The organism is Kitasatospora sp. NPDC097605, assembly GCF_040302725.1.
Taxonomy (GTDB): Bacteria; Actinomycetota; Actinomycetes; order Streptomycetales; family Streptomycetaceae; genus Kitasatospora.
On sequence record NZ_JBEOSF010000016.1, the window covers coordinates 145,792 to 158,523 of the forward strand.

Annotated in this window: 14 protein-coding genes; all 14 read left to right on the top strand. The window is 74.9% G+C overall.

All coding sequences use genetic code 11. The annotated features are described in order from the left end of the window. Window positions 1-25: 25 nt before the first annotated feature. The 14 genes from ABTX81_RS19980 (at window position 26) to ABTX81_RS20040 (ending at window position 12,712) form a co-directional block, all read left to right on the top strand. Window positions 26-1,810, top strand: coding sequence for a nickel-dependent hydrogenase large subunit (locus ABTX81_RS19980; RefSeq protein WP_350547452.1), 1,785 nt, complete (start codon window positions 26-28; stop codon window positions 1,808-1,810). Beyond that, a complete protein-coding gene (locus ABTX81_RS19985) occupies window positions 1,807-2,298 on the top strand; it encodes a NifU-related iron-sulfur-binding protein (RefSeq protein ID WP_350547455.1) in 492 nt (163 codons plus the stop codon). The genes ABTX81_RS19980 and ABTX81_RS19985 overlap by 4 nt, the downstream gene beginning before the upstream one ends. Next, on the top strand, window positions 2,295-2,954 hold the full coding sequence (locus ABTX81_RS19990; RefSeq protein ID WP_502892811.1) for a DUF5947 family protein: 660 nt from the start codon (window positions 2,295-2,297) through the stop codon (window positions 2,952-2,954). Before ABTX81_RS19985 ends, ABTX81_RS19990 begins: the two co-directional genes overlap by 4 nt. After that, a complete protein-coding gene (locus ABTX81_RS19995) occupies window positions 2,951-3,595 on the top strand; it encodes a DUF6084 family protein (RefSeq protein WP_350547458.1) in 645 nt (214 codons plus the stop codon). The genes ABTX81_RS19990 and ABTX81_RS19995 overlap by 4 nt, the downstream gene beginning before the upstream one ends. Further along, complete coding sequence (locus ABTX81_RS20000) at window positions 3,592-4,977, top strand: hypothetical protein (protein WP_502892812.1); 1,386 nt, start codon at window positions 3,592-3,594, stop codon at window positions 4,975-4,977. Before ABTX81_RS19995 ends, ABTX81_RS20000 begins: the two co-directional genes overlap by 4 nt. Continuing rightward, window positions 4,974-5,480 carry a hydrogenase maturation protease gene (locus tag ABTX81_RS20005; protein WP_350547461.1) on the top strand — a complete coding sequence of 169 codons (507 nt, stop codon included), beginning with the start codon at window positions 4,974-4,976 and terminating at the stop codon, window positions 5,478-5,480. Before ABTX81_RS20000 ends, ABTX81_RS20005 begins: the two co-directional genes overlap by 4 nt. After that, a complete protein-coding gene (locus tag ABTX81_RS39680) occupies window positions 5,474-5,578 on the top strand; it encodes a DUF6893 family small protein (RefSeq protein WP_502892813.1) in 105 nt (34 codons plus the stop codon). Before ABTX81_RS20005 ends, ABTX81_RS39680 begins: the two co-directional genes overlap by 7 nt. A 116-nt stretch (window positions 5,579-5,694) precedes the next feature. Then, window positions 5,695-6,081 (top strand): hydrogenase maturation nickel metallochaperone HypA, encoded by a 387-nt coding sequence (gene hypA, locus ABTX81_RS20010; RefSeq protein WP_350547464.1) that lies wholly within the window; start codon window positions 5,695-5,697, stop codon window positions 6,079-6,081. 4 nt (window positions 6,082-6,085) lie between these two features. After that, the gene (hypB, locus tag ABTX81_RS20015; protein WP_350547467.1) at window positions 6,086-6,838 is read left to right on the top strand and encodes a hydrogenase nickel incorporation protein HypB; all 753 of its coding nucleotides are present in this window, start codon (window positions 6,086-6,088) and stop codon (window positions 6,836-6,838) included. Beyond that, the gene (gene hypF / locus ABTX81_RS20020; RefSeq protein WP_350547470.1) at window positions 6,835-9,144 is read left to right on the top strand and encodes a carbamoyltransferase HypF; all 2,310 of its coding nucleotides are present in this window, start codon (window positions 6,835-6,837) and stop codon (window positions 9,142-9,144) included. The genes hypB and hypF overlap by 4 nt, the downstream gene beginning before the upstream one ends. Before the next feature lie 13 nt (window positions 9,145-9,157). Continuing rightward, window positions 9,158-9,448 (top strand): HypC/HybG/HupF family hydrogenase formation chaperone, encoded by a 291-nt coding sequence (locus ABTX81_RS20025; protein WP_350547473.1) that lies wholly within the window; start codon window positions 9,158-9,160, stop codon window positions 9,446-9,448. Continuing rightward, the gene (gene hypD / locus ABTX81_RS20030; RefSeq protein WP_350547476.1) at window positions 9,445-10,578 is read left to right on the top strand and encodes a hydrogenase formation protein HypD; all 1,134 of its coding nucleotides are present in this window, start codon (window positions 9,445-9,447) and stop codon (window positions 10,576-10,578) included. Before ABTX81_RS20025 ends, hypD begins: the two co-directional genes overlap by 4 nt. Beyond that, window positions 10,571-11,689, top strand: a complete 1,119-nt coding sequence (hypE, locus tag ABTX81_RS20035) for a hydrogenase expression/formation protein HypE (protein WP_502892814.1) — start codon at window positions 10,571-10,573, stop codon at window positions 11,687-11,689. Before hypD ends, hypE begins: the two co-directional genes overlap by 8 nt. A 201-nt stretch (window positions 11,690-11,890) precedes the next feature. Next, window positions 11,891-12,712, top strand: coding sequence for a lipase family protein (locus ABTX81_RS20040; protein WP_350547479.1), 822 nt, complete (start codon window positions 11,891-11,893; stop codon window positions 12,710-12,712). Window positions 12,713-12,732: the final 20 nt, after the last annotated feature.

The window sequence follows — 12,732 nt, forward strand, 5'->3', positions numbered from 1 at the left end:
TCTCCAGAAGGGCACGACAGACACGATGACAGCGACGAGCAGGGCGGCCGGGGACGGCAACGGCCTGGTGGAGATGTCCTGGGACCCGATCACCCGGATCGTGGGCAGCCTGGGCATCCACACGAAGATCGACTTCAAGCAGAAGAAGGTCGCGGAGTGCTACAGCACCTCCTCGGTCTTCCGCGGCTACAGCGTCTTCATGCGGGGCAAGGACCCCCGCGACGCCCACTTCATCACCAGCCGGATCTGCGGCATCTGCGGCGACAACCACGCCACCTGTTCGGTCTACACGCAGAACATGGCGTACGGCGTGAAGCCCCCGCACCTCGGCGAGTGGATCATCAACCTCGGCGAGGCCGCCGAGTACATGTTCGACCACAACATCTTCCAGGAGAACCTGGTCGGGGTGGACTACTGCGAGAAGATGGTCCGCGAGACCAACCCCGGCGTGCTGGAGCGCGCCGAGCGCACCGAGGCCCCGCACGCCGGAGACCACGGCTACCGGACGATCGCCGACATCATGCGCTCGCTCAACCCGATCGAGGGCGAGTTCTACCGCGAGGCGCTCCAGGTCAGCCGCTACACCCGGGAGATGTTCTGCCTGATGGAGGGCCGCCATGTGCACCCCTCCACGCTCTACCCGGGCGGGGTCGGCACGGTGGCCACCGTCCAGCTGTTCACCGACTACCTGACCCGGCTGATGCGCTACGTGGAGTTCATGAAGAAGGTGGTGCCGCTCCACGACGACCTCTTCGACTTCTTCTACGAGGCGCTGCCGGGTTACGAGGAGGTCGGCCGCCGGCGCGTCCTGCTCGGCTGCTGGGGCAGCCTCAACGACCCCGACCACTGCGACTTCACCTACCGCAACATGACCGACTGGGGCCGGCGGATGTTCGTCACCCCCGGCGTCGTGGTCGACGGCAAGCTGGTCACCAACGACCTCACCCGGATCAACCTCGGCATCCGCATCCTGCTCGGCAGCTCCTACTACCAGGACTGGGAGGGCCAGGAGCTGTTCGTCACCCACGACCCGCTCGGCAACCCGGTCGACCCCCGCCACCCCTGGAACCAGCACACCATCCCCGCCCCGCAGAAGCGCGACTTCGACGACAAGTACAGCTGGGTGATGTCCCCGCGCTGGTTCGACGGCACCGACCACCTCGCCCTCGACACCGGCGGCGGCCCGCTCGCCCGGCTGTGGTCCACCGCCCTGTCCGGGCTGGTCGACATCGGCTACGTCAAGGCCACCGGGACCAGCGTGCGGATCAACCTGCCGCGCTCGATGACCAAGCCGGAGACCACCTTCGAGTGGAAGATCCCGCAGTGGAGCAACGCCCTCGAACGCAACCGCGCCCGCACCTACTTCCAGGCCTACGCGGCCGCCTGCGCCCTGCACTTCGCCGAGAAGGCGCTGGCGGAGGTGCGGGCCGGGCGCTGCCAGACCTGGGAGCGCTTCGAGGTGCCGGACGAGTCCATCGGCTGCGGCTTCACCGAGGCCGTGCGCGGCGTGCTGTCGCACCACATGGTGATCCGGGACGGCAAGATCGCCAACTACCACCCCTACCCGCCCACCCCGTGGAACGCCAGCGTGCGCGACAGCCTCGGCACCCCCGGGCCCTACGAGGACGCCGTGCAGAACACGCCGATCTTCGAGGAGAACCCGCCGGACGACTTCAAGGGCATCGACATCATGCGGGCCGTCCGCAGCTTCGACCCCTGCCTGCCCTGCGGCGTGCACATGTACGTCGGCGGCGGACGGACCGTGCAGCAGATGCACGTGCCCACCGGCCTGAGCGGGCTCACCGCATGACGGCGGAACAGACCGGGCTGCGCGTCCAGGAGGCCCTGGACCGGCTCGACGGGCTCGACGGGCTCGGCGGCGACGGCGCGGCCCAGCAGGCCGGCGAGCAACTGGTGCGCGACCTCATGGACTTCTACCACGACGGCCTCGCCCGGATCGTCGGAGCGCTGCCGGCGCCCGCCCTCGCCGCGCTGCTGGACGACCCGGCGGTGGCCGCCCTGCTGGTCCTGCACGAGCTGCACCCCGAGGACACCGCCGCCCGGATCCACCGGGCGCTCGCCGCGCTGCCCGAACCGGTCGAGCAGGCCGGCTTCGACCCGGCCACCGGCACCGTCCGGCTGCGCCGCACCCGGGCCGGCTGCGGCTGCTCCGAGGAGGACATCGAGGCCGCCCTCGCCTGTCACGCGCCCGAGGTGACGGCCGTGGTGTTCGAACGCGGGCCCCAGCTGCTGCAGATCGGCACCCGCCCGGGCGCCCCGGCGGAGGCCGCCCGGTGAGCACCCGTCAACTCTCCCGGCCCGGCACCGCCCTGCTGCGCCGGCTGCGCGAGCCCGTACCGCCGCAGCCGGAGCGCTGCGCCTTCTGCGGCCAGGGCGTCCCCCCGGCGCACCGGCACCTGGTGGACACCGAGGAGCAGACCCTCACCTGCGTCTGCACCGCCTGCGGACTGCTGTTCCGCGACCCGGGCGCGGCCGGCGGCCGCTACCGCCACGTCCCCGACCGCCACCTCACCGACCCCGACCCCGACCCCGGCCACCGGATCGGCGAGCAGGCCTGGACGGCTCTCGGCATCCCGGTCGGCACCGCCTTCCTCTTCCGCAACGCCCGGCAGGACCGGCTCGTCCTGCTCTACCCCGGCCCCGGCGGGGCCACCGAGAGCGAACCCGACGAGGCCGCCTGGCAGCGCGCCCTCGGCGGCAGCCGGCTCGCCGCCGCCCTGGAACCCGACGTCGAGGCGCTGCTGCTGCGCCGCACCGACACCGGGATCCACTGCCTGCTGGTGCCGATCGACGCCTGCTACGAACTGGTCGGCCGGCTGCGGCGCTGCTGGAAGGGGTTCGACGGCGGCGCCGAGGCCAGGGCCGAGGTCGACGCCTTCTTCGCCCGGCTCGCCGAACGGGCCCGGCCGCTGCGAGAGGACGGACCCCGGTGACCCCGCTGGCCTTCTCCTGCACCGCCGTCCGGGCCGCCGAGCACGCCGCCGGGCCCACCCTGCTCTTCCGGCTGCGGATCACCGCGCCGCCCGAGGCCCGGGTGCACGCCCTGGCGCTCCGCTGCCAGCTGCGCATCGAACCCGCCCGGCGCGGCTACGACGAGGCGGAGGCCGGGCGGCTCACCGACCTGTTCGGCGAGCGGGCCCGCTGGGGCACCACCCTCCACCCGGTCGAGTTCGCCCAGGTGCCGCTGATGGTCCCCGGCTTCACCGGCGAGACCGAGCTGGACCTGCCCGTCCCCTGCACCTTCGACCAGGACGTCGCCGCCCCCCGCTACCTGCGGGCGCTGGACGGCGGCGACGTCCCGCTGCTGCTGCTGTTCTCCGGCACCGCCTTCGCCGGCCCCGGCGGCTTCCAGGTCTCCCCGGTGCCCTGGGACCGGGAGGCGACGGTGCGGATGCCGGTGCGGGTGTGGCGGGAGGCGATCGACCGGCACTTCCCCGGCTGCGGCTGGCTGCGGCTGCCCGAGGAGCTGATGGACGCGCTGCTGGCCTACCGCTCGCGCCGCGCCCTGCCGTCCTGGGAGGCGACCGTGCGCGAGCTGCTGGCCGGCGCCGCGGTCGGGGAGGCGGCCCGGTGACCGCCACCGCCCGCACCGGCCGCACCGCCTTCACCCCCGAGGTCGGGGCCGGGTTCGCCCACGCCCGCCAGATCGCCGACGCCGTCCTGTTCGAGGGCTATGTGCTCTACCCCTACCGGGCCTCGGCCGCCAAGAACCGGCTGCGCTGGCAGTTCGGCGTGCTCGTCCCGCCCGGCTACGGCGCCGACCGCGGCGAGCACTTCCACCAGCGCACCGAATGCCTGATGGAGCCGCGCCCCGGCGACCGGCTGGCCGTCGAACTGCGCTTCCTGCGGGCGCGGAGGCGCACCGTCGAACGGGCCCTGCCCGGCGGCGGCTTCCAGGAGGTCGACGAACTGGAACTCGCCGACCGGGTCCTGGTGCCCTGGGACGAGGGCGTCGAGGACAGCGTCGAACTGGTCGTCCCCGTCGAGGAGCTGGCCGACGAGCTGGTGCGGCCGTTCCACCTCCCGGCCGGCCGGGAGGTGGAGCCGCTGCGCGCGGACGGCGCCCCCGTCGGCCGGCTGCTGCGCCGCTGGGAGCGGACCGACGGCCTGCTGCGGCTGAGCGCCCGCGAGGTGCCCGGCCCGTACGGGGTGCGGCTGCTGACCGCCGTGGTGGAGAACACCACCGACTGGACGCCGGGGCCGGACGACGGGCGGGACACCGCACTGGCGCGCTCGCTGGTCTCGGCGCACCTGCTGCTCGGGCTCGACCGCGGCTCCTTCCTCTCGCCGACCGACCCGCCCGAGTGGGCCCGGGGCGCCGCCGCGGAGTGCCGCAACGAGCACACCTGGCCGGTGCTGGCCGGCCCGCCCGGCCGCGACCGGGTGGTGCTCTCCTCGCCGATCATCCTGGAGGACCACCCGGCGATCGCCCCCGAGAGCCCCGGCGCGCTCTACGACGCCACCGAGATCGACGAGATCCTCGCCCTGCGCACCGCCGCCCTGACGGACCGCGAGAAGCGCGAGGCCCGGGGCACCGACGAGCGGGCCGGCGCGGTGATCGACCTCGCCGACTCGATGCCCCCGGAGGTGCTGGAGCGGCTGCACGGCGCCGTCCGGGGCCTGCGCGAGATCACCGGCAACGCGCCCGGGCAGCCCTGGTGGGACCCGGGCGACGACCCCGAGGTGGACCCGGAGCACGACCGGGTGCTGGTCGACGGCCGCGAGGTCGGCGCCGGCAGCCGGGTCCTGCTGCGCCCCGGCCGGCGGCGCACCGACGCCCAGGACCTCTTCCTGGACGGCCGCACCGCCGTGGTGGAGGCCGTGCTGCACGACGTCGACGGCGCGGTGCACCTGGCGGTCACCCTGGAGGACGACCCGGGCGCCGACCTCTGGCGCGCCCAGGGCCGCTACCGCTACTTCCAGCCGGACGAGATCACCCCGTTGGAGGGCCCGTGACGGACGGAAAGGTACTGGTCGCCGGGGTCGGCAACATCTTCCTCGGCGACGACGGCTTCGGGGTGGAGACGGTGCGCCGGCTGCGGGAGCACCCGCTGCCGGCCGACGTCGAACTGCTCGACGTCGGCGTGCGCGGCGTCCACCTGGCGTACCGGCTCCTCGACGGCTACCGGATGCTGGTGCTCGTCGACGCCACCGCCCGGGGCGGCGAACCGGGCACCGTCTACCTCATCGAGGCGGACACCGGACCGGTGGCGGCGCCGGTGCTGGACGGGCACCGGATGGGCCCGGACGCCGTGCTCGCGCTGCTCGGCACGCTGGCCGCCGGGACGGGCGGCTCGCCGCCCGGCCGGGTCCTCGTGGTGGGGTGCGAGCCGGAGTCGCTGGAGGAGGGGATCGGACTGAGCGCACCGGTGGCCGCCGCCGTCGAGGAGGCGGTCCGGATGGTCCTGCGGACCGTCGGTGCGCGCCCGCAAGCCAACAGAGAGGCCTCATCATGCTGAAGTACCTGCGGCGCGTGGTCGTGCTGACCGTGCTCGTGGCGGTGATCTGGCAGAACCTGGACGACATCAAGCGCTATCTGCGCATCCGCCGGATGTGAGCGGGGCGTTGGTGCGTCCGGTGTAGTCCCGGGCGCGGCGGCGGCGCGGCTGCGGACCGCTGCCGCCGCCGCGGTCTGTAATGGGGCCTGTCGCCGCCAGCCGGGAACGGGGCCCCATGCACGAGATGTCGATCGCCACGGCCGTCGTCGAGCAGGTGGACGCCGCGGCGCGCCGGCACGGGGCGGACGCGGTCGCCCGGGTGCGCCTGCAGATCGGCGAGCTGGCCGGGGTGGTGCCCGCGGCCCTCGACTTCTGCTTCGAACTGGCCTGCGCCGGAACGCTGGTGGCGGGCGCCGTGCTGGAGACCGAGGCGGTGCCGGCCCGGGCCAGGTGTGAGCCGTGCGCGGTCGAGTGGGCCGTCGGCATGCCGCCCGACCTCGGCTGCCCGCACTGCGCCGGCGGCCGGGTCGAACTGCTGGCGGGCCGCGAACTGCAGATCCTCGGCGTCGAGTGGGCCGGGCGCCCGCCCGGCGCCGGTACCGGTGCCGGACAGGAAGGCTGAACCCATGTGTCGCACGGTGGAACTCCGGCAGGCGGTCCTCGCCCGGAACGACGACGGGGCCCGCGCACTGCGCGCCCGGCTGCTCGCCCGCGGCACCGTCGCGGTCAACCTGCTGTCCAGCCCGGGCAGCGGGAAGACGGCGCTGCTGGAGGCCGAACTCGGGCTGGCCCGGGAGCGCGGGATCGCCGTCGCGGCGCTCACCGCCGACCTCGCGACCGAGAACGACGCGGTGCGGCTGGCCCGTTCGGGCGTGCCGGTGAAGCAGGTGCTCACCGACGGACTGTGCCACCTGGAGACGGAGATGCTCAGCGGGCAGCTGGACGGCTGGCTCCCGGACGGGACCGGACTGCTGTTCGTGGAGAACGTCGGCAACCTGGTCTGCCCGGCCTCCTACGACCTCGGGGAGTCGCTGCGGGTGGTGCTCGCCTCGGTCACCGAGGGGGAGGACAAGCCGCTGAAGTACCCGACGGCGTTCGGGCTCGCCAACCTGGTGCTGGTGACCAAGGCCGACCTGGCGGCGGCGGTGGAGTTCGACGAGGCCGCGTTCCTGGCGAGCGTCGCCCGGGTCAACCCGGGGGTGGAGGTGGTGTTCACCTCGGCGCGGACCGGGCAGGGGGCGGGGGAGCTGCTGGAGCGGGCCCTCGCGGTGCTGGAGGGCGCCGAGGTCCACCGGCCGGTGATGGCGGGCGCGCCGCAGCACGGGCACGGGCACTCCCACGGGCACTCGCACGGGCACGCGGCCGCGGAGCGGTCGTGACGGCAGGTCCGGCGGCGGCCGGCCCGGTTCGCCGCAGGGTGGCCGTCAGCGGGGTCGTCCAGGGCGTCGGCTTCCGGCCCTTCGTCTACGCGCTCGCCACCGAGCTGGGCCTCGCCGGCAGCGTCACCAACACCGGCGAGGGCGTGCTGGCCGAGGTCGAGGGCGGGCCGGAGGAGGTCGAGGCGTTCTGCCGCCGGATCGCCGGCGACGCGCCGCCGCTCGCCCTGGTCGCCGCCGTGGAGCACGCGCCGCTGCCGCCCACCGGCGCCCGCGGCTTCGCCATCGCACCGTCCCGGCACGGCGGCCCGCGCCGGACCCTGGTGCCGCCGGACACCGCCACCTGCGCCGACTGCCTCGCCGAACTCGCCGACCCGGCCGACCGCCGCCACCGGCATCCGTTCATCAGCTGCACCAACTGCGGACCGCGCCACACCATCGTCACCGGGCTGCCCTACGACCGCGCCAACACCACCATGGCCGGCTTCCCGCTCTGCCCGGACTGCGCCCGGGAGTACACGGACCCGGCCGACCGGCGCTTCCACGCCCAGCCGGTCAGCTGCCACGCCTGCGGGCCCCGGCTCGCCCTCGCCGTCCCGGGCCGACCGGCCGTCGAGCGCGAGGCGGCCCTCGACGGGGCCCGCCGGCTGCTGCGCGAAGGGGCGGTCCTCGCCGTCAAGGGCATCGGCGGGTACCACCTGGCCTGCGACGCGCGCAACGCCGGGAGCGTCGACCGGCTGCGCCGGCGGAAGCGCCGCGGCGCCAAGCCCTTCGCCCTGATGGCCCGGGACCTCGCGGAGCTCGCCGCGCTGGTGCGGGTCGGCCCGGTCGAGGAGGAGCTGCTCACCGGCCCCGCCCGGCCGATCGTGCTGCTGCGCCGCTCCGGCCCGGGCCTCGACGCGGTGGCGCCCGGCAGCCCCGACCTCGGGGTGATGCTGCCGTACACCCCGCTGCACCACCTGCTGCTCGCCCCGCCCGGGCCCGGGCTGCTGGTGATGACCAGCGCCAACCTGTCCGGCGAGCCCATCGTGACGGACGACCGGGAGGCCCTCGACCGGCTCGCCCCGCTGGTCGACGGCTGGCTGACCCACGACCGGGCGATCCACGTCCCCTGCGAGGACTCGGTGGTGCGGGTGGTCGACGGGGAGCAGCTTCCGCTGCGCCGCTCGCGCGGCCACGCGCCGCTGCCGGTGCCGCTCCCCGTGCCGGTGCGGCCCGCGCTGGCCGCCGGCGGGGACCTCAAGAACGCCTTCGCGCTGGCGGAGGGCGGCTACGCCTGGCTGTCCGGCCACATCGGGGACATGGACGACCTCGCCACCCTGGGCGCCTTCGACCGCGCGGTGGCCCAGCTGGGGGCGGTCACCGAGGTCCGGCCGGAGGTAGTGGTGGTGGACCGCCACCCCGGCTACCGGTCCGCCCGGCACGCCCGGCGCACCGTCCCGGCGGCGGAGGTGCGCACCGTGCAGCACCATCACGCGCACATCGCCTCGGCCATGGCGGAGCACGGCCTCGACGGACGGCGCCCCGTCATCGGCGTCGCCTTCGACGGCACCGGCTACGGCGACGACGGCGCGGTGTGGGGCGGCGAGGTGCTGCTCGCCGACTACGACGGCTTCCGCCGCTTCGGGCGCCTGGCGTACGTGCCGCTGCCGGGCGGCGACGCGGCGGTGCGGCGCCCGTACCGGACGGCGCTCGCCCACCTGTGGGCGGCGGGCCTGCCGTGGACCGCCGACCTGCCCGCCGTCCGGGCCTGTCCGGGAGACGAACGCAGGGTTCTGAGAAGGCAGTTGGAGCGCTCGCTGAACTGCGTGCCGACCTCCAGCATGGGCCGGCTGTTCGACGCGGTGTCCGCGCTGGCGGGGGTCTGCCCGCTGGCCGGTTACGAGGCGCAGGCGGCGGTCGAGCTGGAGGCGGCCGCCGTGGAGCACGGCCCGGCCGACGGGTACGCCTTCGCGCTCCGCCGCGAGGACGGCGTGCTGGTCGGCGACCCCGGGCCGGTGCTGGCGGCGGTGGTCGCGGACCTCGCCGCCGGGGCGCCGGCCGGCCTGGTCGCCGCCCGCTTCCACGCCGCGGTGGCCGGCCTGGTCCGCGCGCTGTGCCGGGCCGCCCGCGCGGACAGCGGTCTGGAGACGGTCGCGCTGACCGGCGGGGTCTTCGCCAACGCGCTGCTCTCCGCCGACTGCGGGCAGGGCCTGCGGGCCGACGGCTTCACGGTGCTGCGGCACCGCCGGGTGCCCCCCAATGACGGCGGGCTGGCGCTCGGCCAGCTGATGGTGGCCGCCCGGGCCGGCGGCCCGGGCGCCGGTTGAGAGGAGAGGGCGGATGTGCCTGGCGGTGCCCGGCAGGGTGATGGAGATCGAGGATCGGGACGGGACGCGGATGGCGGTGGTCGACTTCGGCGGCGTCGTCAAGGACGTCTGTCTGGAGTACCTGCCCGATCTGGCGGTGGGTGAGTACGCCATCGTGCACGTGGGGTTCGCCCTGCAGCGGCTGGACGAGGAGTCGGCCCGGCGGACCCTCGACCTCTTCGCCGAACTCGGCCTGTTGCAGGAGGAGTTCGGTGACCCGTGGGAGGCGGCGGCCGGGCCGGCCGGAACGGAGGAGTGGAATTGAGGTACCTGGAGGAGTTCCAGAACCCGGAGTTGGCGGGCGGGCTGCTCGCCGACATCCGGGCCGCGGTGACCAGGCCGTGGGCGCTGATGGAGGTGTGCGGCGGGCAGACGCACAGCATCATCCGGCACGGCATCGACCAACTGCTGCCCGAAGGGGTGGAGTTGATCCACGGGCCGGGCTGCCCGGTGTGCGTGACGCCGCTGGAGGTGATCGACCGGGCGCTGGCGATCGCCGCCCGGCCCGGGGTGATCTTCTGCTCCTTCGGCGACATGCTGCGGGTGCCGGGCACCGACCGCGACCTGTTCCGGGTGCGGGGGGAGGGCGGGGACGTGCGGGTGGTCTACTCGCCGCTGGACGCGCTGCGGATCGCCAGGGAGAACCCGGACCGCGAGGTGGTGTTCTTCGGCATCGGCTTCGAGACCACCGCGCCGCCGAACGCGATGGCCGTCCACCAGGCCAGGAAGCAGGGCGTGCGCAACTTCAGCATGCTGGTCTCGCACGTCCGGGTGCCCCCGGCCGTCGAGGCCATCATGAACGCGCCGGACTGCCGGGTGCAGGCCTTCCTCGCGGCCGGACACGTGTGCAGTGTGATGGGTGTCGAGGAGTACCCCGCGCTGGCCGAGCGCCACCGGGTGCCGATCGTGGTCACCGGCTTCGAGCCGCTGGACATCCTGGAGGGGATCCGGCGCACCGTACGGCAGTTGGAGCGCGGCGAGCACACCGTCGACAACGCGTACCCGCGGGCCGTGCGGCCGGAGGGCAACCCGGCGGCCCGGGCCATGCTGGCGGACGTCTTCGAGGTGACCGACCGGGCCTGGCGGGGGATCGGCGTCATCCCGAGGAGCGGCTGGCGGCTCTCGCCGCGCTACCGCGACCACGACGCCGAGTACCGCTTCGACGTCTCCGGGATCACCACCCGCGAGCCGGCGGCGTGCCGCAGCGGCGAGGTGCTGCAGGGGCTGCTCAAGCCGAACCAGTGCGAGGCCTTCGGCACCGTCTGCACCCCGCGCACCCCGCTCGGCGCCACCATGGTGTCCAGCGAGGGGGCCTGCGCCGCGTACTACCTCTACCGGCGGCTGGGCGCGCCGGGCACACCGGACGCTTCGCGGGAGGCGAGCCCCGTTGGCTGACACCGAGACCCTGACCGAACAGGCCCTGACCGAACAGGCCCCGGCCGAACGGGCCCCGGCCGCGCCGGACTTCTCCGGCTGGAGCTGTCCGCTGCCGCTGCGCGACCACCCCCGGGTGGTGATGGGGCACGGCGGCGGCGGGGCGATGTCCGCCGAGCTGGTGGCGGGCCTGTTCGCCCCGGCCTACGGCGGCCGGACCCTGGCCGGCCTGGCGGACTCCGCGGTGCTGGAACTCGGCGGCGCCCGGCTGGCGTTCTCCACCGACTCCTACGTGGTGCGGCCGCTGTTCTTCCCCGGCGGCAGCATCGGCGACCTCGCCGTCAACGGGACGGTCAACGACCTCGCCATGAGCGGGGCGCGGCCCGCCTACCTCTCCTGCGGCTTCATCCTGGAGGAGGGGGTGGAGATGGCGGTGGTGGACCGGGTGGCGAAGGCCCTGGGCGCCGCCGCCAGGGCGGCCGGGGTGGAGGTGGTCACCGGGGACACCAAGGTGGTCGAGGCGGGGCGCGGCGACGGCGTCTACCTGAACACCGCGGGCATCGGGCTGGTCCCGGCGGGTGTGGACATCGCGCCCGGGCGGGCGGTGCCGGGCGATGTGGTGATCGTCAGCGGGGACATCGGGCTGCACGGTGTCGCGATCATGAGCGTCCGGGAGGGCCTGGAGTTCGGGGTCGCGATCGAGAGCGACTGCGCGGCGCTCGGCGGGCTGGTCGAGGCGATGCTCGCCGTCACCCCCGACCTGCATGTGCTGCGCGACCCCACCCGGGGCGGGCTGGGCGCGGCGCTCAACGAGATCGCGGCGGCGGCCGGCGTCGGCGTGGTGGTGAGCGAGCGCTCCGTCCCGGTGCCGCCCGAGGTGGCCAATGCCTGTGCCGTGCTGGGCCTCGACCCGATGTACGTCGCCAACGAGGGCAAGCTGGTCGCCTTCGTGCCGCGCGGGGAGGCGGAGGCGGTGCTCGCCGCGATGCGGGCACACCCGCTGGGTGCGGGCGCGGCGGTGATCGGCGAGTGCGTGGCCGGGCACCCCGGCATGGTCGTCGCCCGGACGGCGTTCGGCGGCACCCGGGTGGTCGACCTGCCGATGGGGGAGCAGCTGCCGAGGATCTGTTAGCCCTTGGCGCGCACTGGGCCCCGGCGGACGGGAGGGTCGTCCGCCGGGGCCCGGCCGCGTCCGGTCGCCCACGAACTCCGGTCGGGGTAGCGTCACCGGTGGTCACCGGGCCGTCGCGGACCGCATGCCCGGGACGGGCGCGGGCGAGGCCCCGCGGTGGCCCCGCCGTTCCACGCGCCGACCCGACAGGAGCGATCCACCGTGGCCCTACCCACCACCTTCGACCAGCGCGCCACCGAGTTCAGCCTCCCGCTCGCCTACAACCTGGCCAAGGCCGCCGACCTCGCCTACAAGGACGAGGCCACGATCGAGGCGCAGGCCCGCGACTGGGGCTTCGACACCGTGCGCCACCACCACACCCGCTTCACCCCGCCGTTCCCGCTGCAGGACACCCAGGCCTACACCATGGCCGGCGAGCACATGATCGTCACCGCCTTCCGCGGCACCGAGGCCCAGCAGATCCGCGACTGGCTGACCGACAGCACCACCCCGCCGTGGCCCGGCCCCGCCCGCACCGGCTACGTCCACCACGGCTTCGCCGAGGCCCTGGAATCCGTCTTCCCCGACGTCGCCAAGACCCTCGCGGACCTGCGGACCGGCGGGCAGAGCGTCTGGTTCACCGGCCACAGCCTCGGCGGGGCCCTCGCCATGCTGACCGCCGCCCGGCTGAGCCTGGAGGACCCCCGGCTGCGGGCCGACGGCGTCTACACCTTCGGCCAGCCCCGGACCTGCGACCGGCTGCTCGCCGCCGCCTACGACAAGGGCCTGCAGGGGCGCACCCACCGCTTCGTCCACGACAACGACATCGTGCCGCAGCTGCCCCCGGAGCCGGCCTTCACCCATGTGGAGACGCTGCACCGGATCGACTCCGCGGGCCGGGTCCGGGAGCGGGCCGGGCTGGTCGCCGGGCTGGCCGACCACGCCAAGGGCCTGGGCGCGGCCGCGTTCTCCCCGGACGGCGAGGGCATCCGCGACCATCTGATGCGCAACTACCTCGCCGCCCTGGAGAAGGCCCTCGGCTGACCGCGCCGGGACGACCCGGC

Bases quoted from the DNA above. Each gene is read 5' to 3' on its own strand.
- ABTX81_RS19980 (WP_350547452.1), top strand. From the start codon at position 26: ATGACAGCGACGAGCAGGGCGGCCGGGGACGGCAACGGCCTGGTGGAG.
- ABTX81_RS19985 (WP_350547455.1), top strand. From the start codon at position 1,807: ATGACGGCGGAACAGACCGGGCTGCGCGTCCAGGAGGCCCTGGACCGG.
- ABTX81_RS39680 (WP_502892813.1), top strand. From the start codon at position 5,474: ATGCTGAAGTACCTGCGGCGCGTGGTCGTGCTGACCGTGCTCGTGGCG.
- hypA (WP_350547464.1), top strand. From the start codon at position 5,695: ATGCACGAGATGTCGATCGCCACGGCCGTCGTCGAGCAGGTGGACGCC.
- hypB (WP_350547467.1), top strand. From the start codon at position 6,086: ATGTGTCGCACGGTGGAACTCCGGCAGGCGGTCCTCGCCCGGAACGAC.
- ABTX81_RS20025 (WP_350547473.1), top strand. From the start codon at position 9,158: ATGTGCCTGGCGGTGCCCGGCAGGGTGATGGAGATCGAGGATCGGGAC.